The 21,090-nt window shown below is 63.1% G+C and carries 19 protein-coding genes and 1 pseudogene; 16 read left to right on the top strand and 4 right to left on the bottom strand.

Going from position 1 to position 21,090, the window contains the following annotated elements; translation table 11 throughout:
* The first annotated feature begins 145 nt into the window (after positions 1-145).
* The 3 genes from rplU to ACVWVY_RS07440 all read left to right on the top strand — a co-directional run bounded on the left by rplU (position 146) and on the right by ACVWVY_RS07440 (position 1,684).
* Entirely contained in the window at positions 146-595 is a 450-nt protein-coding gene (gene rplU / locus ACVWVY_RS07450) for a 50S ribosomal protein L21 (protein ID WP_456625762.1), read from the top strand.
* Positions 596-685: 90 nt separating this feature from the next.
* Positions 686-955 carry a 50S ribosomal protein L27 gene (gene rpmA / locus ACVWVY_RS07445; protein WP_065744718.1) on the top strand — a complete coding sequence of 90 codons (270 nt, stop codon included), beginning with the start codon at positions 686-688 and terminating at the stop codon, positions 953-955.
* Between the two features lie 126 nt (positions 956-1,081).
* A complete protein-coding gene (locus ACVWVY_RS07440; protein ID WP_456625761.1) occupies positions 1,082-1,684 on the top strand; it encodes a GNAT family N-acetyltransferase in 603 nt (200 codons plus the stop codon).
* A gap of 61 nt (positions 1,685-1,745) precedes the next feature.
* Here the strand turns inward: ACVWVY_RS07440 and ACVWVY_RS07435 are convergent, their stop codons facing one another.
* On the bottom strand, positions 1,746-2,660 hold the full coding sequence (locus ACVWVY_RS07435; RefSeq protein ID WP_456625760.1) for a DMT family transporter: 915 nt from the start codon (positions 2,658-2,660) through the stop codon (positions 1,746-1,748).
* Positions 2,661-2,961: 301 nt separating this feature from the next.
* Between ACVWVY_RS07435 and ACVWVY_RS07430 the strand changes: the two genes are divergently transcribed.
* On the top strand, positions 2,962-3,444 hold the full coding sequence (locus tag ACVWVY_RS07430) for a MaoC family dehydratase (protein ID WP_456625759.1): 483 nt from the start codon (positions 2,962-2,964) through the stop codon (positions 3,442-3,444).
* Positions 3,445-3,456: 12 nt separating this feature from the next.
* On the opposite strand, the gene ACVWVY_RS07425 is transcribed toward ACVWVY_RS07430, so the two are convergent.
* Both ACVWVY_RS07425 and ACVWVY_RS07420 read right to left on the bottom strand, forming a co-directional pair.
* Positions 3,457-4,437 carry a phosphatase PAP2 family protein gene (locus tag ACVWVY_RS07425; RefSeq protein WP_456625758.1) on the bottom strand — a complete coding sequence of 327 codons (981 nt, stop codon included), beginning with the start codon at positions 4,435-4,437 and terminating at the stop codon, positions 3,457-3,459.
* Between the two features lie 38 nt (positions 4,438-4,475).
* Positions 4,476-6,221, bottom strand: a complete 1,746-nt coding sequence (locus ACVWVY_RS07420) for an adenylate/guanylate cyclase domain-containing protein (RefSeq protein WP_456625757.1) — start codon at positions 6,219-6,221, stop codon at positions 4,476-4,478.
* Positions 6,222-6,627: 406 nt separating this feature from the next.
* Between ACVWVY_RS07420 and ACVWVY_RS07415 the strand changes: the two genes are divergently transcribed.
* The 12 genes and pseudogenes from ACVWVY_RS07415 to ACVWVY_RS07360 all read left to right on the top strand — a co-directional run bounded on the left by ACVWVY_RS07415 (position 6,628) and on the right by ACVWVY_RS07360 (position 18,881).
* Positions 6,628-7,797: a S8/S53 family peptidase gene (locus ACVWVY_RS07415; protein ID WP_456625756.1), complete on the top strand. Its 1,170-nt coding sequence runs from the start codon at positions 6,628-6,630 to the stop codon at positions 7,795-7,797.
* 130 nt (positions 7,798-7,927) lie between these two features.
* Positions 7,928-8,980 (top strand): GTPase ObgE, encoded by a 1,053-nt coding sequence (obgE, locus tag ACVWVY_RS07410; RefSeq protein ID WP_456625755.1) that lies wholly within the window; start codon positions 7,928-7,930, stop codon positions 8,978-8,980.
* 92 nt (positions 8,981-9,072) lie between these two features.
* Positions 9,073-10,215: a glutamate 5-kinase gene (proB, locus tag ACVWVY_RS07405; protein ID WP_456625754.1), complete on the top strand. Its 1,143-nt coding sequence runs from the start codon at positions 9,073-9,075 to the stop codon at positions 10,213-10,215.
* Positions 10,216-10,429: 214 nt separating this feature from the next.
* Complete coding sequence (locus tag ACVWVY_RS07400) at positions 10,430-11,722, top strand: glutamate-5-semialdehyde dehydrogenase (protein WP_456625753.1); 1,293 nt, start codon at positions 10,430-10,432, stop codon at positions 11,720-11,722.
* A 31-nt stretch (positions 11,723-11,753) separates the two neighbouring features.
* Positions 11,754-12,384: pseudogene (locus ACVWVY_RS07395) on the top strand (nicotinate-nucleotide adenylyltransferase).
* 225 nt (positions 12,385-12,609) lie between these two features.
* Entirely contained in the window at positions 12,610-12,963 is a 354-nt protein-coding gene (gene rsfS, locus ACVWVY_RS07390; protein ID WP_456625752.1) for a ribosome silencing factor, read from the top strand.
* Positions 12,964-13,058: 95 nt separating this feature from the next.
* A complete protein-coding gene (gene rlmH, locus ACVWVY_RS07385) occupies positions 13,059-13,541 on the top strand; it encodes a 23S rRNA (pseudouridine(1915)-N(3))-methyltransferase RlmH (RefSeq protein ID WP_247782619.1) in 483 nt (160 codons plus the stop codon).
* Between the two features lie 96 nt (positions 13,542-13,637).
* Positions 13,638-14,960 (top strand): murein hydrolase activator EnvC family protein, encoded by a 1,323-nt coding sequence (locus ACVWVY_RS07380; RefSeq protein ID WP_456632133.1) that lies wholly within the window; start codon positions 13,638-13,640, stop codon positions 14,958-14,960.
* Positions 14,957-16,315 (top strand): S41 family peptidase, encoded by a 1,359-nt coding sequence (locus tag ACVWVY_RS07375; RefSeq protein ID WP_456625751.1) that lies wholly within the window; start codon positions 14,957-14,959, stop codon positions 16,313-16,315. Before ACVWVY_RS07380 ends, ACVWVY_RS07375 begins: the two co-directional genes overlap by 4 nt.
* Before the next feature lie 222 nt (positions 16,316-16,537).
* Complete coding sequence (locus tag ACVWVY_RS07370; RefSeq protein ID WP_456625750.1) at positions 16,538-17,731, top strand: divergent polysaccharide deacetylase family protein; 1,194 nt, start codon at positions 16,538-16,540, stop codon at positions 17,729-17,731.
* 97 nt (positions 17,732-17,828) lie between these two features.
* Positions 17,829-18,332, top strand: a complete 504-nt coding sequence (locus tag ACVWVY_RS07365; protein ID WP_456625749.1) for an RNA pyrophosphohydrolase — start codon at positions 17,829-17,831, stop codon at positions 18,330-18,332.
* Between the two features lie 51 nt (positions 18,333-18,383).
* Positions 18,384-18,881 (top strand): RNA pyrophosphohydrolase, encoded by a 498-nt coding sequence (locus tag ACVWVY_RS07360; protein WP_456625748.1) that lies wholly within the window; start codon positions 18,384-18,386, stop codon positions 18,879-18,881.
* A 373-nt stretch (positions 18,882-19,254) separates the two neighbouring features.
* Here ACVWVY_RS07360 and ACVWVY_RS07355 read toward each other — a convergent pair whose 3' ends face one another.
* Positions 19,255-20,922: an adenylate/guanylate cyclase domain-containing protein gene (locus ACVWVY_RS07355; protein ID WP_456625747.1), complete on the bottom strand. Its 1,668-nt coding sequence runs from the start codon at positions 20,920-20,922 to the stop codon at positions 19,255-19,257.
* Positions 20,923-21,090: the final 168 nt, after the last annotated feature.

Here is a 21,090-nt window from a genome sequence, read left to right as displayed (position 1 = left end):
GCCGCTTGTTTTTGCGCGAATTCTTTGGGGGCTTGCTCCCCGGCCGCGCGAAAATCGTACCCATAACGACTGACCAAAAAGCCGACCCGGGCAGCCCTGTTGGGAATATGTCCGAGGCCGGGATCGAACACGAAGGAAAAAAACGATGTTCGCAGTCATCAAAACCGGCGGCCGGCAATACCGCGTCGTTCCGGATGATGTGCTCGAGATAGGCAAGATCGCCGGCGATGTCGGTACGATCGTGCAGCTTGGTGAAGTTCTGGTGGTCGGCGGTGACACGCCGGTGCTGGGCATGCCGACGGTGGCAGGCGCTTCCGTTGCGGCCGAAGTGCTGGATCACAAGCGCGGCCCCAAGGTGATCGCGTTCAAGAAGCGCCGCCGCAAGAATTCGCGCCGCAAGCGCGGCTATCGCGACGAGATCACGGTGCTTCGCATTACCGAGATCCTCACCGATAGCGCCAAGCCTTCGATCGGCCCGCGGCCGAAGCGGGAAAAGGTCGCAGCACCCGCCGCCGATGGCGACGAGGCGCCGAAGGCCGCCAAGAAAGCGCCTGCCAAGAAAGCGCCTGCCAAGAAGGCAGCCGCGAAGAAGTGATGCGCTTCAACGAAAAGTTGAAGCGTGACAAAAGGTGAAATGATTCCGTCAAGGAATTGATCTAAATATTAGCGAAGTCGGAGACGGGCCATGGCTCACAAAAAAGCAGGCGGTTCATCGCGAAACGGACGCGATTCAGCGGGCAAGCGCCTGGGCATCAAAGCCTATGGCGGCGAGCACGTGATTCCCGGCAACATTATCGCGCGTCAGCGCGGCACCACCTGGCATCCCGGCCTTAATGTCGGCATGGGCACCGACCATACTCTCTTCGCCAAGGTCGAAGGTCATGTCGAATTCCGTGCAAAAGCCAATGGCCGCACTTTCGTATCGGTAGTTCCGATGGCGGAGGCGGCCGAATAGACGGTGGACACATTTTGAGTCCGCCGGGTCCTGTTGAACCGGCGGAGTCGAAAAGGGCTCCAAGGGGAGGCGGGAAACCGGCCTCCCCTTTTTATTTTTGCGCATTTTCGCAATCAGGAGCCCGACATGTTGCAGGACATCCCGATCCCAACCCCGGCCTTGCGCGAGGCAAGTAGCTGCGTCCTCGAGACCGAACGGCTGACGTTGCGCCGGCCGACGCTCGCGGACGTAAAAGCGATTGCGCTTCTCGCCAACGATCGCCGCATTGCGGAAAACACCCGCCGCCTCCCGCACCCCTATTTGCAGGATCACGCGGTCGAATTCGTGCGCGCGACGTCCACCGATAACACCGATACCGTGTTTCTGATCGAACAGAACTATTCGCCGATCGGCATGGTCGGCATCGATCGCAGCGAACGGGGCGCGCCGGAACTCGGCTACTGGCTCGGCGTCGCGCATTGGGGCCAGGGTTTCGGCACCGAAGCCGCGCGCGCGGTGATCGATTTCTTTTTCGAGGAATTCGATGGCGAGCACCTGATTTCAGGCGCCCGCGTCGCCAATCCGGCCTCGCGCAACATCCTGGAGAAATGCGGCTTCCAGTGGAGCGGCGTCGAGCTGCACCGCTTCGAGGCGCTGGGATCCTCAACCCCGGTCGACCGCTTCCGCCTGTCGCGCGGTGTCTGGTCGTCGCTGAAGAACTGGGGGAGTTCGACCAGGAGAGAGCGGTAGCCAGCCAAGGACAGTGGTTGTCGTCCCCGCGACCGCAGGGACGACAGCTGTGCAAGTTTGCTCACGCTGGCGGATTGACCACCGTTTCCTCGCGCCCGAGCTGCTGTTCGCGCAGGAAGATGTAGAAGCCCGCGCCGATGATGATGACGGCGCCGATGATGGTCGAGATCGACGGCACATCGCCGAACACCACGAAGCCGAAGATCACCGCCCATACGATCATCGAATATTGATAGGGCACCACGACGCTGGCCGGCGCCAGCTTCAGCGAACGGTTGATGCAGATCAGCGCGCCTACCGAAACAATTCCTGCCGCGGCGAACAGGCCCAGACTGCCGATGGTGGGCGTCACCCAGCCAATCGGTGACATCAGCGCGCCGAGCAGAAACGTGCCGCCAAATTGCGACGACGCCAGCACGATATCGGGCGTCGCCCGCAGCGAGCGCGTAATGAGCATCAGGAACGCGAACGACAGGCTGCCGCCGAGCGCGATCATCGCGGGCCAGCTCACGGTCTGCGTGGACGGCCGAAGCGCGATCAGGACGCCGCAGAACCCGATCAGGATCGCGGTCCAGCGCCGCCAGCCGACGCGCTCGCCGAGCACGATGCCCGACAGCGCGGTGACGAAGATCGGCGAGGCCAGATAATAGGTGATGACGTCGGCGAGCGGCAGATAGACGGTGGCGAGAAAGAAGGCGGCGACTTCCAGCGTCGAGAGCGTCACGCGAAGCAGTTGCAGCCACGGCCGCTCGAGACGGGTGAATTCGGCACGCTGCTTCCAGATCATCGGCAGCAACACGAGCAGTGCCGCGCAAGCGCGCAGCCACAGCAATTGCCCGACCGAATAGGTCGCGACCATATATTTCCCGAGCGCATCGCCGAACGAAAACAGGAAGATCGACAGCAGCATCAAGCCGATGCCGGCCAGCCGCGCGGAACGCTCGTCATAGGTGGAGATCTTGGCGAACAGGCTCATTGATGAATTCGGCGCTTCCCGTCATGGCCGGACATAGCCGTCGAAGGACAGCGTCGCTACCGCTCGCTTATGCTTCGGCCACCCACGTCTTCTTGTTGCTTCGGTGCTTTAAAGACGCAGACGCCCGGGATGTCCAGCGGTGCACCGCTGGGCCCAGACACAAAATCGCGAAAACAACCCCATGCAAAGGAGAATGGGGACACCGGCAGGGCGATCAGAACCCGTTGAATTGGACCAATTGTCGCGGCTTGATGGCTGCGCTACCGGTATCCTGTCGACATCCACATCCGCAGGAACCGACATGGCCGACTTCGACCCCGCACAACATCGCATGGTGCGCGAACAGCGCTGGTTCGAGGATTTCGTGCTCGGCGAACGTTTCGTGATCCCGAGCCGGACCCAGACCTCGGCGGTGTTCGCCGCGTTCCAGACCGCGAGCGGCGACACCCATCCGATCCACTACGACGTCGAATATTGCCGCGCCCGCGGCATGCCGGACCTGCTCGCGCATGGTTTTCAGACCCTGGTCCACACCGCCCCGGGCGCCGGGCTGTTTCCCTATATCGTCGAGGAATCGCTCGTCGGATTCCTCGAACAATCGAGCAAGTTCCTGAAGCCGGTCTATGCCGGCGACACCATCTACCCCGCACTCGAAGTGACCGAACTGGTCCCCGGTCGCTCGACCGGCGTCGTGACGCTGCGCTCGACCGTGTTCAACCAGCGCAAGGAGCTCGTGCTGGAAGGAATGCAGAAATTTCTGATCCGACGGCGACCAACAGGTTAAGCGCCACGGGCGTTATAGCCATTCCTGCTGGGCTTCGTAGAGGAGCCCAACGTTGGGATTGTTGGGATCCCGGATTGATGGGCACTCCATCAGGATCTCGAACGTCCTGATCGCGAGCCGTCGCCCCGCCTTGCTGTCGGACGGAAAGTGCAACCCCAGCACTTCGCGATTGCGGGCAATCCGCGCCGCCATTTGCTGCAAGGGCGATATGCCGGGATAAGGCGGCGGCGGATTGTCCGGCGCAGCTACGGCAGGAGTCCTTGCGGCGGCAGGCATCACCGCCTCAAGAATCAGGGCGATGAGATAGGATTCGGTCGCGTGGCCGCTTGGAAACGAAGCATGACCGGGCACCTCGATCGGCGGCAGCAACGCCGGCGAATATTGCGACGGCCTCGGACGGTGGAAATACATCTTGTAGTACATCACCACAAACTGCCCGACGACGTTCGCAATCGTGACCAACTGGTGGGTCACAGGTGCAGACTTGGAATTGCACATCAGAATGCCGCGAAACCACGCCCAGGGATTGGTGCGTTGCGTCAGCGCCTCCGCCATGACACCGGAGCGATACTCGATGAGCGTGACCAATTCCCTTAACTCCGCGGCAATAGCCGCGGGGGTCGCAGGGAGAAACGCCGCAAGATCGTTGTTAAGCTGATCCCATCCAGGGTTCCCCGCGGGAGGCGGCACCTGCACGAACTCGGCGAGAATCGTGAGTGCAACCAGTTTCGGGTCCCAATATTTCTGCGGAAAAGTGTTCGGACTTGCGTTAGTCCAGTAAGCAGCAAAATCCGCTGGCGGCCATTTGTAGCCGTGATACCAGTCCTCCATCACGCCGTTTTGGTCCGGCACGGTTGCCAGCGCCGGGGAAACGCCGACCGGCCTGAAGACGCCCGAGCGGCCCGAGGACGAAGCGCCGCCCGTACCGAAGTCAAAGTCGAAATCGAAGTCGAAATCAAAATCGAAATCTGCCGATCCAATCCCACCTGTCATCGCTACCCTCCTATGCTCGCCTCGATGAAGCTCCGCGGTTAATGGGGCAGGCCTGCCTTGCTTAGGTGCTCGATGTGCTTTTCCTTTAACTCTGAAACCTGAAAGGGCTGAAGCGTCCGCTCGAATGTGCTCAAGCGGAACGCCGGGTCCATCTCCAAATACTTTCTCCCCGCCTCGCGGGCCTCCTCGATCCGGCCGAGCGCCGCCAGTCCCGCAGCCAGGTATCTCAAATTGGCCGTATGGCGCGGACTTTCATTAGCCCCCATGGATGCCCATTTCACGGCTTCGACGTAATTGCCGATGGCGTAATAAGCGAGACCCAGAAGGGCGTAATAGTAGAACAGGCTTCGGTCCAACGGCGACAATCTTAATGCATGCTCTGCATGCCTGACGGCTTGCTCGCCGCGCCCGATGTAACTCAGCGTCGGACTCGACAGCAACCAGGCGAGGGAGTGGCTGGGACAGGCCGCGAGGGCACGATCGAAGTAGACCAAGGCCATGTCATAGTCGTGAGAGAGCCATGATTTCAGGTGGCCGTAGGTCGCGAGTGCGAGAGCATTCTGGCCGTCCAGCTCGATGGCCCTGGCAGCGAGTTCAAGAGCCTTGGCACGATCTGCGGCCGGGTCAACCGACCAACTTTGCCCTAGCCACAAGCCATACCAGCGCGCCGCCCAGGCGATCGGCATGGCGAATTCAGGATCTTCCGCCATCGCCTTTTCCAGATAGTCCCGCGCCTGCATGAACGTGTTCTTGTCGAGGCTGTGCATGATATGCAGCGCGCGTAGCGTGCAGTCGTAGGCGCTGAAGTTTTCCGGCTTCTTTCTCATCGCATTGCGCAGTTCTGCCGCGCGCACATTTGGCGCGATGCCACCGACAATCTTTCTGACGATGCGATCCTGAACATCGAACAACTCGCTCGGCCCAACTTCGGATTTTTCTCCCCAAAGCGTAGCGCCGGTTTGGCTGTCACAGAGCTCTACCGATATACGCACCTGCCGTTCGGATCTTCGCAGGCTGCCGCTCAAGACGTAGCGGACCCCGAACATCCGGCCGACCTCACGGGGATCCGAACGACGCCCGCGATAGGCAAGCGTCGAACCACGTGAGATCACCATAAGCTCATGCAATCCGGCCAAAGAAAGTGTGATATCCTCCACACATCCATCACAAAAATAATCGTCCGCCGGATTGCCGCCGATGTTCTCCAGCGGCAGCACGGCGATCGATGGCAAGCGTCCGGGGGATTGAATATGCGGCACTTCGATTTGATGATCTGCGATGTCGAGAGCGAACGCGCGCACCGGATGCTCAAAGTTCTTCAGATGCAACGGACCGAGGTCGCGCATCGCCGCACCGACGCTGCCGCGCACGAGATTGTGAACGGCCTCGGACACGACGATGCCGCCGGTTGGAGCGTGCTCCTGCAGCCGCGCGGCAAGGTTCACGCCATCGCCGAACACGTCGAAATCGGCCGTGATGATGTCGCCGACATGCACTGCGATACGCAACGCGATCGGTGGTAGCCCATCACCAGCGTCTTGCAGCTGCACGGCCCGCTGGACATCGGCCGCCCACTGCACGGCGTCGAACGCACTGGGGAATTCGGCCAGAACGCCATCGCCGGTCGACTTCACGATTCTGCCACGGTGCAGCGCTGCCTGGGGATGTAGAATGTTATCGAAGATGGCCATCCAGCGCTGATGGGTGCGCGTTTCGTCACGCGCCATCAGGATCGAGTAACCGACGATATCGGCGAAGGCGATGGCGGCAAGCCGTCGATCCATGCGTGGAGTGCTACCGCCGTTAGGTGGGCAACTGGGCATCGCTCTGCACCGCGCGCACTAATTTTTTAGCCGACTTGCCATTTTTCTATTATGCTCCCCCTGATTGCAAGGTCCAGTTTGACATAGGACCTCCAAGCGCTACCGAATTGCACAACCGGAGCGATTGATCATGACGCAAAACCCGATCAGGTATTACGTCGTCGTGAGGGCAAAGGGCGAAGGCGTTAAGCCCGAACTTTTCAACGCCGATACCGATGATGCTCGCCGAAAGGCGGCGAGCCATCTCTACTTCCTGCTGTTCGGCACGCAGAACGACCATCCGCCCTTCGACATCCGGGCAATACCCTCCAATGACGTTTTCTTCGGATCGGAACGGCCAGGCCCGGCGAAGACGCTGGAAATCGTCGTGGCGCTCGATGTGCCAGGCGACGACAAGCAACGCGCCAGCGACGTGGTTAACGACATCATCAAGGCGGTGGGAGAAAAGTCGAAGATATTTGTAGGCGAAAGTCCCGACCTGCCTTTTGCCGCGGCGGATCATTGGTGCATCGGCGAAGCATCCGAGCCGTTCTTTGCGGACCGTTCGGCGGCAGAGCGCCTGCTTGGCATCGACTACCTGCGCCTGCAGACCCAGACGGACGGGCAAGGCGTTAACGTCGTCATTGTCGATCAGGGGCTCGACCGTAACGTCTTGGGTAACAGCTATGGCGGCGGATGGACGGTTGGTCAGGCGAATCCCGGAGTCCCCCAGCCGCAACCGGGCTCGGTGCGGCGTCCGCACGGAATGATGATCGCCCACAACATTCTCAAAGTAGCGCCAGGAGTGAAGTTGTTCGATATGCCGCTAGCGCCGGTAGCGAAGATTTCGAACATTTCCACCTTCCTCAGTGTGGCTGACGCGGCGTTTCGGCAAATGCTGTTCGACATTGCGATCTGGCGGCAATTGGGCACGTTCCCTGGACAATGGATCCTGGTGAACCCCTGGGGAATCTACGACCGCAGTTCGGAATATCCGCTCGGACACTACACCGAAAATCCACTCAATCTCTTCAACCTGCTGGTCGCCTTCGCCGTGCTGCAAGACATCGATGTCGTATTCGCCGCCGGCAATTGCGGCCAGTTCTGTCCCGACAATCGCTGCGGCAAGAGAGACCGCGGACCCGCGCATAGCATCTGGGGCGCGAATTCGCTCGAACCCGTGCTGACTGTCGGCGCCGTTCGTGCCGACGACATGTGGCTCGGATACTCGTCGCAAGGTCCCGGTCAGCCACGGCTCGCGCTCGGAGCGGAAAAGCCCGACCTGTGCGCGGCGAGTCAGTTCCGCGAAGACGATGATGCCTTCAGTATCAATTCGGGAACGTCAGCCGCATGTGGGCTCGCCGGCGGAGTCGTTGCGGCCTTGCGGAGCCGATGGGATACCGGTTCCGTCCCGCCGCGTCGGCTAAAACAGATTCTGAATCAGACGGCGAGAAGGCCGGTCGGCATCCCCTGGGGCAGAAGTCTTCGGGAGCGACTGGGACACGGCGTACTGGACGCAAAGGAGGCGTTCGACGAGTTGGCAAGCCTTTATCCTTGAAGAAGGCCCGCAACGCAGCGCGATCTCAACGCCCTGGACCCCAAAAAGGCCCGAAAATTAAGGCTTTTCTCCAATGTTGGGCCGCTTGAGGGTTGCCGCGACGGCCCCCCTGCCTTACCTAGTGGCGATCATGAAATTCCTTGACGAGGCAAAGGTCTATATCCGCTCCGGCGATGGCGGTAACGGCTGCGTGGCGTTCCGCCGCGAGAAGTTCATCGAGTTCGGCGGCCCCTCCGGCGGCAATGGCGGCCGTGGCGGTGACGTCATCGTCGAGGTGGTCGACGGGCTGAACACGCTGATCGACTATCGCTACCAGCAGCACTTCAAGGCACCGAAGGGCACCAACGGCATGGGCAAGGACCGCCATGGCGCCAACGGAAAATCGATCGTGCTGAAGGTGCCGGTCGGCACCCAGATTTTCGATGAGGATCGCGAAACCCTGATCCATGACTTCACCGAGCTCGGCGAAAAATTTGTGCTCGCCGAAGGCGGCAATGGCGGCTTCGGCAACGCGCATTTCAAATCCTCCACCAACCGCGCGCCGCGCAACGCCAATCCCGGACAGGAAGGCGAGGAGCGCTGGATCTGGCTGCGGCTGAAACTGATTGCGGACGCCGGCCTCGTCGGGCTGCCCAATGCCGGCAAGTCGACCTTCCTCTCCGTCGTCAGCGCAGCCAAGCCGAAGATCGCCGACTATCCCTTTACCACGCTGCATCCGCAGCTCGGCGTCGTGAGTGCACAGGGCCGCGAATTCGTGCTCGCCGACATTCCCGGCCTGATCGAGGGCGCGCATGAAGGCGCCGGTCTCGGCGATCGATTCCTCGGCCATGTCGAGCGCTGCCGCGTGCTGCTGCACCTGATCGATGCGACCTGCGAGCATGCCGGCAAGGCCTACAAGACGGTTCGGGCCGAGCTCGAGGCCTATGAGGGACATCTCGCCGACAAGATCGAGATCGTCGCGCTGAACAAGATCGACGCGGTCGAGCCGGATGAATTGAAGAAGCAGCGCGATCGCCTGAAACGCGCGGCGAAAAAGACGCCGCTGCTGCTCTCGGGCGTGACCGGCGAAGGCGTGCCCGAAGCGCTCAAGGCGCTGGTCGAGGTGATCGGCGAAGCTCCGGTCTCGCTGAAGGCCAAGGGCAGCCAGGCCGAACCGTGGGCACCGGTGCCTCCGCAGGGCTAATACAAACTTAAGCGCTCCGCCGGCCGCGCCACTTCCAAATCCGGGAACTGGCGTGTATTGCTTCCAGCTATCCGCATTGCCCGATCGCACCCATGAAACGCCCCGCGCTCAAAAACTTCCGCCGCATCGTCGTCAAGGTCGGCTCCTCGCTCCTGATCGACTCCCATGCGGGCGAGGTTCGCTCGGCGTGGCTGGCGGCGCTGGCGGCCGATATCGCCAAACTGCACGGCGAAGGCCGCGACGTTCTGGTGGTCTCGTCGGGCTCGATTGCGCTCGGCCGTAGCCGCCTGAAATTGCCGCGCGGTCCGCTGAAGCTTGAGGAAAGCCAGGGCGCCGCCGCCGTGGGCCAGATCGCGCTGGCGCGGATCTGGTCGGAAGTGCTCGGGGCTCACGGCATCGGCGCCGGACAGATTCTGGTGACGCTGCAGGATACCGAGGAGCGCCGCCGCTATCTCAATGCGCGCTCGACGATTGCGAAATTGCTGGAATGGCGCGCGGTGCCCGTGATCAACGAGAACGACACGGTTGCGACCAACGAAATCCGCTATGGCGACAATGATCGCCTCGCCGCGCGCGTCGCCACCATGGCGAGCGCCGATCTACTGATCCTGTTGTCCGATATCGACGGGCTCTATGACGCGCCGCCCGGCGCCAATCCCAACGCAAAACTGATTCCGATCGTGGAATCCGTCACCTCGGAAATCGAAGGCATGGCGGGCGCGGCCGAATCCGAACTGTCGCGCGGCGGCATGTTCACCAAGATCGAGGCGGCGAAGATCGCGACCACGTCAGGCACGCATATGCTGATCGCCTCCGGCAAGATCGAGCATCCGCTGCAGGCGATCTCGGATGGCGGCCGCTGCACCTGGTTCCTGACGCCGGCCAATCCCGTCACCGCCCGAAAACGCTGGATCGCAGGCTCGCTGGAGCCGAAGGGCACGCTGACCATCGATGCCGGCGCGGTCGCCGCACTTCGCGCCGGCAAAAGCCTGCTGCCGGCCGGCGTGATCCGGATCGACGGCCAGTTCGCCCGCGGCGATGCGGTCGTGGTACGCGGCCCCGACACCCACGAGATCGGCCGCGGCCTCGTCGCCTACGACGCCGAGGATGCCGAAAAGATCAAAGGCCGCTCCTCGCCCGACGTGATGGCCATTTTGGGCATCAGCGGCCGGGCGGAGATGATCCACCGTGATGATCTGGTGGTGGGGCCGGCCGGGGCCATTCCGGCCAAATAGAGCGTTTTCAAGCGAAGTGGGCACCGGTTCGCGTGAAGAAAACGCGTCAGACCAATATCTAGAGATTCGGTTCTGATCTATTCAGAACCGAATCTCTAGGCCATTGGCCGAGCTGCCTATTTCTATCACGCCAGCCAGCCATGCCGGTTCCGGACCTCGCAAAAGCGGGATTTCCGTGCTAGGACATGGCCTTAATCAAGCCACGAGCCCCTCCATGACCGCGCCTCTCAAGGCAATCGACGGCACCGCCGATCTGCCCGCTTTGATGACCGACCTCGCTGCCCAGGCGCGCGCCGCCGCGCGGGTGCTGGCGTTGGCGCCGCCGGAGCAGAAGGATCGCGCGCTGGAGGCCATCGAGCGGGCGATCCGCGCCAACGCGGCAAAGATTCTTGCAGCCAATGCCGAGGACGTCGCGGAAGTACGCGCCGGCGGCACGACGTCTGCCTTCATCGATCGCCTGACGCTGACGCCGGGGCGGATCGATTCCATGGCTGACGGCGTCGCCACGGTGCGCGCCATTCCCGATCCGGTCGGGTCAGTCACCGAGAGCTGGCAGCGGCCGAATGGCATGACCATCGAACGCGTGCGCGTGCCGCTCGGCGTCATCGGGGTGATTTTCGAGAGCCGTCCCAATGTCGCCGCTGACGCCGGCGTGCTGTGCCTGAAAGCCGGCAACGCCGTGATCCTGCGCGGCGGCTCCGACAGTTTCCGCTCCTGCCGCGCGATCCATCACTGCCTGGTGCAGGGCCTGCGCGAGGCGGGCCTGCCGGAGGCCGCGATCACGCTGGTGCCGACGCGCGACCGCGCGGCGGTCGGGCTCATGCTCGGAGGACTGGGTGGCGGTATCGACGTCATCGTGCCGCGCGGCGGCAAGAGCCTGGTCGCGCGTGTCGAGGCGGAAGCGCGCGTGCCGGTGTTTGCGCATCTCGAAGGCGTCAACCACGTCTATGTCGATCGATCCGCCAAGCTCGAGATGGCCAAGTCGATCGTGCTGAACGCCAAGATGCGCCGCACTGGCGTCTGCGGCGCCGCCGAGACGCTGCTGGTCGATCGCGCAGCCGCAGCAACGAATTTGAAGCCGCTGGTCGAGATGCTGATCGAATCCGGCTGCGAGGTGCGCGGCGACGACGCCGTGCAGAAGATCGACGCGCGCGTGAAGCCGGCATCCGACGATGACTGGGACACCGAGTATCTCGACGCCATCATCGCCGCGCGCGTCGTCGACGGTGTCGACGGGGCGATCACACATATCCAGAACCACGGCTCGCGCCACACCGATGCGATCGTGGCCGAGGATATCAAGGCCGCTGAGAAATTCCTCAGCGAGGTCGATTCGGCGATCGTGCTGCACAACGCATCGACGCAGTTCGCCGATGGCGGCGAGTTCGGCTTCGGCGCGGAGATCGGGATTGCCACCGGCAAATTCCACGCCCGCGGCCCTGTCGGCGCCGAGCAGCTGACGAGCTTCAAATATCGCGTTCACGGCACCGGGCAGACGCGGCCGTGAACACAACCCCGCGCGCGCGGTGACCCGGCTGATGCACTCGCAATCCGCCGCGCAGGCCATCCCCTTCCATACCAACGGCATGCGCATCGGCCTGCTCGGGGGCTCGTTCAATCCGCCGCACGCGGCGCATCGCGCCATCAGCCTGTTTGCGATCAAGCGCCTGAAGCTCGATCGCGTCTGGTGGCTGCTGACGCCGGGCAACCCGCTCAAGGACAACGGCCGACTGCACGACCTTTCCGAACGCGCCGATGCCGCCCGAAAAGTCGCCGACGATCCGCGCATCGATGTCAGTTGTCTCGAAGCTGTCATCGGCACCAGATACACTGTCGATACGATCATCCATTTGCGCCGCCGCGTTTCCGGCGTGCGCTTCGTCTGGGTCATGGGCGCCGACAATCTCGCGCAATTTCATCGCTGGCAGAACTGGCGGCGCATCGCTTCCGAGGTGCCGATTGCGGTGATCGACCGCCCGCCACAGAGTTTTCGCGCGCTAGCCGCGCCGTCTGCGCAGGCCCTGGCACGTTATCGCCTGCCCGAGAATCAGGCGGCCCGGCTAGCGGACCAGCACGCTCCCGCCTGGGTTTTCCTCACCGGACTGAAACTGGACATGTCGTCGACCGGCCTGCGGAACCCGGGACGGGAGCTGGAAGGCAAAGAAGTGACAGTTTAGTTCGAACCGGCGGGTGGGATTCACTGGAATATTGAAACCGTTAACCCCACATGCCTAATATGGTCCGCAACGCCGGGATTCGGCGTTCGCGATACAGTGAAAGGAATGGTCCCTGGCCACATCTGTATTGTCCAAGTCTGTTTTACCCAAGGCTCCCAGCAAGGCTCCTAGTAAGTCTGCCAAGACCCCGCGTAAAACATCGACGAAAGCTGCAGCCTTGAAGGCGCAACCCGACGCCGACAAGACGCTGAATATGATCCTCTCCCGCCTCGACGATATGAAGGCGGAAGAAACGGTCACCATCGACCTTCGCGGCAAATCCGCCTTTTCCGATTACATGATCGTCACCACGGGCCGGGCCAACCGGCATGTCGGCGCGATCGCGGAAAACGTCACGAAAGCCCTGAAGGAAAACGGTATCAGGAACATCCATGTCGAGGGCTTGCCCAATTGCGACTGGGTGCTGATCGATTCCGGCGATGTGGTCGTGCACGTGTTCAGACCCGAGGTGCGCGAATTCTACAATCTGGAAAGGTTGTGGACGCAAAACCCGGCGGCGGCAGCGATCTGAACTCTCGGCCGATGCGAATCGGCTGAGGCGCATGTAGTCTGCTTGCGCGCGCTAAAAGCGGGCGTGCCGGAAGGTGCACGCCAGAAACAGCATTCATGCGCCTTGTCGTGGTCTCAATCGGCCGGCTGAAGCAGGGCCCGGAGCAGGAGCTGGCCGAACGCTATCGCGAGCGCTTCGAGGACATCGGCCGCAAGCTCGGCTTTCGCGGCCTCGCGATCCATGAAATTCCGGAAAGCCGCGCGCGCGACACCGCGACCCGGATATCGGAGGAAGCCGCGGCGATTGCGGCGGCGATACCGGAGAAATCGGTGCTGGTGGCGCTGGACGAGCACGGCAAGAGCATCGATAGCGCGACCTTCGCCCGGCAGCTCGGCGATTGGCGCGATCAAGGGATCGCCAACACAATTTTCGCGATCGGAGGCGCGGACGGACTTTCGCCCGATTTGCAGCGCAAGGCTAAATTACGCATTGCGTTCGGCTCGGCGACCTGGCCGCATCAAATGGTCCGCGTCATGCTTCTTGAACAGATTTACCGGGCCGCGACCATTCTGGCCGGCCACCCCTACCATCGTGCCTAGGCACGGTGGCGTGAACACAGATAACGCCGAATAGACCGGATGCATTCAACACGGGACATTCACCCATTCGACACCACAGGCCGCGGCATGCCGCCGATGTCGGCTGTCTGGCTTTCACTGCACCTGCTTTCCGCAAGCCTCGCTGCGGCGGCGCTTTCGCCGGCGGTAGCGCAGTCCGCGGCGCCCGTGCAGCAAGCAGCGGCCGGTTCCCCCGATGCCATCAAGCAGCGTGAGGAGGAACTGGAGGCCACGCGCGAGCAGCAGCGCAAGGCGGCCGAACTGCAGCAAAAACTGAAGGCCGATATCGCGGCGATTGGACAGGACCGTGCCAAGCTCAACCAGCAACTGATCGACATCGCCACCCAGGTACGCACCGTCGAGACCCGCATCGGCGAGACCGAGGCGCAGCTGCGCCCGCTCGACAGCCGCGAGCAGCAGGTCAGGGCTACGCTCGATTCACGCCGCACCGAAATCGTCGAGGTGCTGGCGGCACTGCAACGCGCCGGCCGGCGCACGCCGCCGGCGCTGCTGGTCCGGCCCGAAGACGCCCTGCAATCGCTGCGCACCGCCATGCTGCTCGGATCGGTCGTCCCCGAACTGCGCGGACGTGCGGAGAAACTCGCCGCCGATCTCGGCGAGCTGGTGAGCTTGCGCCAGCGCATCGCCACCAAGCGCGACGAACTGGCGCGGGACCGCGACAGGCTGAAGGACGATTCTGTCCGGCTGGCTGCCCTGGTGGACGAGCGGCAGCGCAAGCAGAGCGCCATCGAAAAGGACGTCGAGGCTGAAGGCGCGCGCGCCATCAACCTGTCCAGGCAGGTCGAAGGCCTGCAGGGCCTGATCACGAAAATGGAGCAGGATTTGAAGAGTGCGGCCAAGGCGGCCGCGACCGCCAGCCTGCAGGGCGCCCCGGCTGCCCCGGGCGGCAGGCCCAATGTGGGGGCGCTGAAAGATCCCGCGCGGTTGAGCCCGGCGATCGCCTTTGCCTCCGCCAAGGGGCTGTTCGCCTTTCCGGTTAATGGCCGCAAGATTCGCGATTTTGGCGGTTCCGACGGCTCGGGCAGCGTGGAAAAAGGCATTTCTTTGGCAGTCCGGGCCGGGGCTCAGGTCACAACACCGTGTGACGGCTGGGTTGTTTACGCTGGGCCCTTCCGCAGCTACGGACAACTCTTGATCCTCAATGCCGGGGGCGGGTATCATGTCCTGATCGCCGGGATGGAGCGCATTTCGGTAAACATCGGCCAGTTTGTACTTACCGGGGAGCCGGTCGCGATCATGGGATCGACGTCCCAGGTTGCATCCATTCTCGCGACGACTGCGAGCCAGCCGGTGCTCTATGTCGAGTTCCGTAAGGACGGCACTCCAATCGATTCAGGCCCATGGTGGGCCGCTAACGAAGGCGAAAAGGTTCGCGGATGATGCGCAAGACTTCTGTAATTCTTCTCAGCGCCGCCACCGGTGCGGCTTTGACGCTCTTCGTCACGCAGCCTCGTTCCGTGCTGATGGGATCGAGTGCGCGTGCGGCGACCTCGGACACCTATCGCCAGCTCAATTTGTTCGGCGACGTGTTCGAGCGCGTGCGCAGCGACTATGTCGAGAAGCCCGACGACTCCAAGCTGGTCGAATCGGCGATCTCGGGCATGCTGGCCGGCCTCGATCCGCATTCGAGCTACATGGACGCGAAAAGTTTTCGCGACATGCAGGTGCAGACCCGCGGTGAATTCGGCGGGCTCGGCATCGAGGTCACGATGGAAGACGGCCTGATCAAGGTGGTCTCGCCGATCGACGACACTCCGGCGTCGAAGGCCGGCATCATGGCCAACGACATCATCACCAATCTCGACGACGAAGCCGTGCAGGGTCTCACCCTCAATCAGGCGGTCGAGAAGATGCGCGGACCGGTCAACACCAAGATCCGCCTCAAGATCGTCCGCAAGGGCCAGGACAATCCGATCGAAGTCACCCTGGTGCGCGACAACATCCGGGTCCGCTCGGTGCGCGCCCGCGTCGAACAGGACGACATCGCCTATATCCGCGTCACCACCTTCAACGAGCAGACCACCGAGGGCCTGAAGCGCGAGATCGGCACCCTCTCGAATCAGATCGGCGACAAGCTCAAGGGCTACATCATCGATCTGCGAAACAATCCCGGCGGCCTGCTGGAGGAAGCGGTCACCGTTTCCGACACCTTCCTGGAGCGCGGCGAGATCGTCTCGACCCGCGGCCGCAATGCCGAGGAAACCCAGCGCCGCGCGGCGCACACGGGCGACCTGACCAAGGGCAAGCCGATCATCGTACTGGTCAATGGCGGCTCGGCCTCGGCCTCCGAAATCGTCGCCGGCGCGCTGCAGGACCACAAGCGGGCCACGCTCGTCGGCACGCGCTCGTTCGGCAAGGGCTCGGTGCAGACCATCATCCCGCTCGGCAGCGGCAACGGCGCGCTGCGGCTCACCACCGCGCGCTATTACACGCCGTCAGGCAAGTCGATCCAGGCCAAGGGCATCGTGCCCGACATCGAAGTGCTGCAGGATGTGCCGGAAGAATTGAAAGCGCGCACCGACACCAAGGGCGAGGCCTCGCTGCGCGGCCATCTGAAGAACGACGGCGACGAGAAGACCGGATCGCAATCCTACGTGCCGCCGGACGCCAAGGACGACAAGGCGCTGAAGACCGCGGCCGACCTGCTGCACGGCATCAAGTCGACCGCGACCGCAGCACCCGCAACCGGTGACAAGGCGGCGATCGACAAGCCGGCCACCAAGGCCGCGAACTGATCGGCTTCATCGGCGAGCATTCGAAAAAAGGGCGGCCTTCGGGTCGCCCTTTTTGCTGGGCGGCCTAGAACCCCGTTCCGATGGGATCGGAAATGGGGCTCTGGATTTTGTCTTGACGCGTTTTCTTGACGCGAACCGGTTTCCACTGCGCTGGAAAACGCTCTAGCTGCCGTGGCCCTGCCCCGCCGTGGTATCGTCAGCCCCGGTGATTCGGGGAGGTCCATGACGGAAATGACCGACGATCTGAGCACACCGCTCGGACAGAAGACGGAGCGCCAGAAGCGCCGGTTCCGGCTGCCCTTCACGGCGGTGCAGGCGCTGGCTGTGCTGCTCGGTCTGTTCCTGATCGCCTTCCTCAGCATAGCCCTTTTCACCGACAACCCGTTCGGCGGCGAGCCGGTCGCCCGTATCGCGATGCGCACGCCGGCGGCGGACGAAAAGCTGCCCGCAGCTGCCTCGGGCCGCCCCGAGCCGGCTGCGAAATCTGCTCAGCAGGCGCCAACCGGCGACAGCAAGACCGTCACCATCATCGACGGCTCCAGCGGCAAGCGCCAGGATGTGGTGATCGGCAGCGATGCCGGTGACAAGTCGGGCGCCGAGCCGGCGCCGGCCATGGTCGGTATCGACCAGCGGCTCCTGGAAAAGTCCCGTTACGGCATGATCCCGGTGGTTACCGACGGCCTGAAGCCGTTCACGGTCTATGCGGCCGACGCCGACCGCACCAAGGCCGCCAAGATGCCGGTCATCGCCATCGTCGTCGGCGGGCTCGGTGTCGGCGCCGCCAAGACGGCCGATGCCATCATGAAGCTGCCACCGGCCGTGACGCTGGCGTTCACCCCTTACGGGGCCGACCCCGCCAAGCTGGCCGAGCGGGCCCGTGCGCAGCGCCACGAGATCCTGCTTCAGGTTCCGATGGAGCCGTTCGACTATCCCGACAATGACCCGGGCCCGCAGACCCTGCTCACGACGCTGACACCGGAACAGAACATCGACCGGCTGTATTGGCACCTCAGCCGGTTCCAGGGCTATGCGGGGATCGCCAATTTCATGGGTGCGCGTTTCACGGCCACAGATGCCGTGATGCAGCCGGTCGTCCGCGAGGCGGCCAAGCGCGGCCTCGGCTATCTCGATGACGGCTCCTCACCGCGCAGCGCTGCGCCGTCGCTGACGGCGGCCCAATCGATGCCCTTCGCCAAGGCCGATTTCACCATCGACGCCGTGCCGACCTCGGCCGAGATCGACCGGACGCTGGTCAAGCTGGAGACGCTGGCCAAGGAGCGCGGGCTGGCCGTGGGTGTCGCCTCGGCGCTGCCGATTTCGATCGAGCGGCTTGCCGCCTGGATCAAGACGCTCGACAGCCGCGGCATCATGCTTGTGCCATTGACAACGGCGATGCTGAAATCAAAATCAAGCTAGAGATCAAGCTGATGGCGGCGATCCGGACTTTCCCGGACCCGCGTCGGACCGACCGATTGCAGGCGGAGTTGATGCAAGCAAAGGAATCATGAGGCACATGGCGCGCTACGAGGATCTGCCTTACCGGACCTGCGTCGGCATGATGCTGATCAACGCAGCGGGGCTGGTCTTCATTGGCCGCCGCGCCGGCGGCATCGAACATGTCGATGAGACCCACGTCTGGCAGATGCCGCAGGGCGGGGTCGATCCCGGCGAGGACACCTGGGAGGCCGCGAAGCGCGAGCTTTACGAGGAAACCAGCGTCCGCTCGGTGGAGAAACTCGGCGAAGTCCCAGATTGGCTGATCTACGACATTCCACGCACGGTCGCCGGTCGCGCCTGGAAGGGCCGCTACCGCGGGCAGCGGCAGAAATGGTACGCGGTGCGCTTTACCGGCAAGGACGCCGAAATCAACGTCTCAAGCCCCGGCGGCGGACACAAGGCCGAATTCGTGAACTGGCGCTGGGAGCCGATGAAGAATCTCCCCAACCTGATCGTTCCGTTCAAGCGGCCGGTCTATGAGCGCGTGGTCAAGGAATTCTCCAACCTCGCGGGCAGCTAGCTCTTTTCGTGTTGTGCTATCGCAGCGCTCCCTCGTATCCCCTTAAACACCATGTCCGACAAACCCTATCGCCCCAACGTGGGAATCGCGCTGTTCAACCCCTCGGGCGAGGTGCTGATCGGGCGGCGCTTTCGCGACGACGGACCGGAAATCATTCTTCCCGGGTTGGAATGGCAGATGCCGCAGGGCGGCATCGACGCCGACGAGAACCCGCGCGATGCCGTCATGCGCGAACTCTGGGAAGAGACCGGGGCGGTCAGCGCAGAATATCTCGGCGAGACCGATTGGATAAAATATGAATTTCCGGCCTATGACGGACCATCCACGCATCGTCTCGCCCGGTTCCGCGGCCAGCGGCAGAAATGGTTCGCGCTGCGGTTCACGGGCCGCGACGACGAGATCGACCCGTTGACGCCGCGCAACGGCCAGCCGGCCGAATTCGATTCCTGGCGCTGGGAGCGGCTCGACCGCGTCGCCGACCTGGTCGTGCCGTTTCGGCGCGAGGTGTACCGGATGGTGGCGCGGCATTTTGCGGAATTCGCCCGCTAGATTGCATGGCCTTGCCGCGTTCGCGGCATGAGGTGCCGCCCGATACCGTCGGTGTCTGGTATCAGCGAACCTTTTGGTATCGACAGCAGACTAACAGGCTCGGCTTTGAAATAACCCGCCTCGTACGGTGTCTTGCCTCGCATGATGGAAGTGACTGTCGCCAAGCGCCGCCGGAGTTGGGAGTGGCGGGTGCACAACTCCAATGGCACGCTGCTCATGCACGGGCGCGAACGTACCCGTCCGGCTGCCCGCTACCAGGGGTACCGGAGCCTGTTCATGCTGCTGGCCATCGGTCGGAGACCCACGGCCTTCAGGGCTTCCGAGACGTTCCCAACGACAGATCAATCGAATTCTGGCGCCAGCAGGTCGTGGTCTAGTTAGGTCCGACCGAAAATGGACCGATGGCGATGACCCGACAATTGCCGTCGCGCTTGGCGCATTCGGCGAGCGCATCACTGACCGCGGCCTGCTCGGTCGCCGCTTTCAATCCCAGCCCGGGCCGGCCAGCCGCGCCGACCGCGACGGCATTCCAGCCGCTTTGCGCATCCGCCAACTGGCGGGCGACATCGTCGCGTGCATCGGCTGATATCATCGGATTGCCGGCGGCCTTGAAGAAACCGGTGACCTTCAGTGTGGCTGGAATCGGAACCACGAAATTGTCGTTGAGCGCGACGATCATGCAGGGAACCCCGGCGATTCCACCGCACGATTCGAGCGCACGCCTCGCGGCTTCCTCGACCGTTTCGAGGGCAATCGGAAAGAAAAACGTGTTGCTGGGACCAATCGCGAGCACTTTGTTTTTTCGTGCCGGCGCATAGACGTTTTCAAGACGCGTCTTGCCGGCCTCGCGGGTAAGCGGGACGTTTTTCGCGACGAAAGGTTGCTCGGTCGCGGCGTCATGCCTGATCCAGGGCAACGGCGGCATTGGCGGCCTGCCATGTGCGTACACGACGGTGTCGCCAACTGCGTAGAGTTCGCATTTTCGCGGCGACTGCGCGGTATCCGCGCGCTTCTGGCATTGCTCGATGGCGGCAGACTTCGCCGCCTCCTCGCTCGGCTGCCCGGTGACAAAAGCATTGAACCCGCCGACATTGAGCGAGAACGCCTTGAAATCGGCAGCCGGCGCGTAGTCGGAAGCGAGCGTGGCGCGGGCCTTGTCGCCAATGAAGGGAATGCTGGCGGCGGCAAGTTTTTCCGACGATACGGCTATCGGCGGCGATGCGGACGGCGCAGGCACCGCGGCCTTTGCAGCGGGCGCCGGTGAAGCGGCTGGAGCGGAAGCAGGCGTTGCCGCTGGAGCAGGCGTTGCCGGAGGCGCCGCCGCGGCCGACGGCGCCGGACCGGCGGTGGTGCTGGAGGCCACGACCTTGGGCGCCGACGTATCGAGCTTGGTGAAATAGAGGAAGCCGCCGACACCGATGGCGGCCAGACTTATCACCGTGACCGCGACCGGCCACATCCAGTTCGGTTGCGCCGCGTGCGCCTTGGCGGGCTTCTTGACCTGCGGCGTAGCGTAGGTGCCGTCCGCGCGGCGCATCGCCACCATGTAGGCATGCACCGGCGTCGGGATGTTCTTCACCTCCTGCGCACCGATATCGGCGAACTGCACCGACAGCTTGTTGACGACCTGCTCATGCACCGCGCGCGAGATACAGATGCCGCCGACTTCGGCGAGGCCCTCCAGCCTGGCTGCGATGTTGACGCCATCGCCGAGGAGGTCGCCGTCGCGTTCGACCACGTCGCCGATCGTGATGCCGATGCGAAAGGCCATCTGCCGGCTGGGCGGATAGGCCATGTTGCGGGTACGGAGACTCTCCTGGATATCGATCGCGCAGCGCACGGCTTCGACCGCGCTCGGAAATTCGGCAAGCACCGCGTCTCCGGCAGTATTGAAAATGCGGCCGCCGCCTTTGGCGATGAAATCGTCGGTTACCTGACGGTAGGACGCCAGGCGACGCAGCGTCTCCTCTTCGTCCTCGGCAACCAGTCTTGAGTAGCCGGCAATATCGGCCGCAAAAATCGCCGCGATCTTGCGTTTCATCGAGAGCAGCCTCGAACCACGGTCTGGTTGCAGCAGAATGCCGCCAGAAGTTCCCCGGCGCAACCATGGCGGTTCCGATCGGTGCCCGGGGGCGTCGCCAAAGCAAATACTGCGCAAAAAAATCAGCGCCCGTCACGGGGTGACGAGCGCTGGTGTTATCAGGGCCTT

The organism is Bradyrhizobium sp. URHC0002 (genome assembly GCF_054059515.1).
The sequence above is the reverse complement of the archived record's forward strand: the minus strand, read 5'-3'. Positions and strand labels throughout refer to the sequence as shown.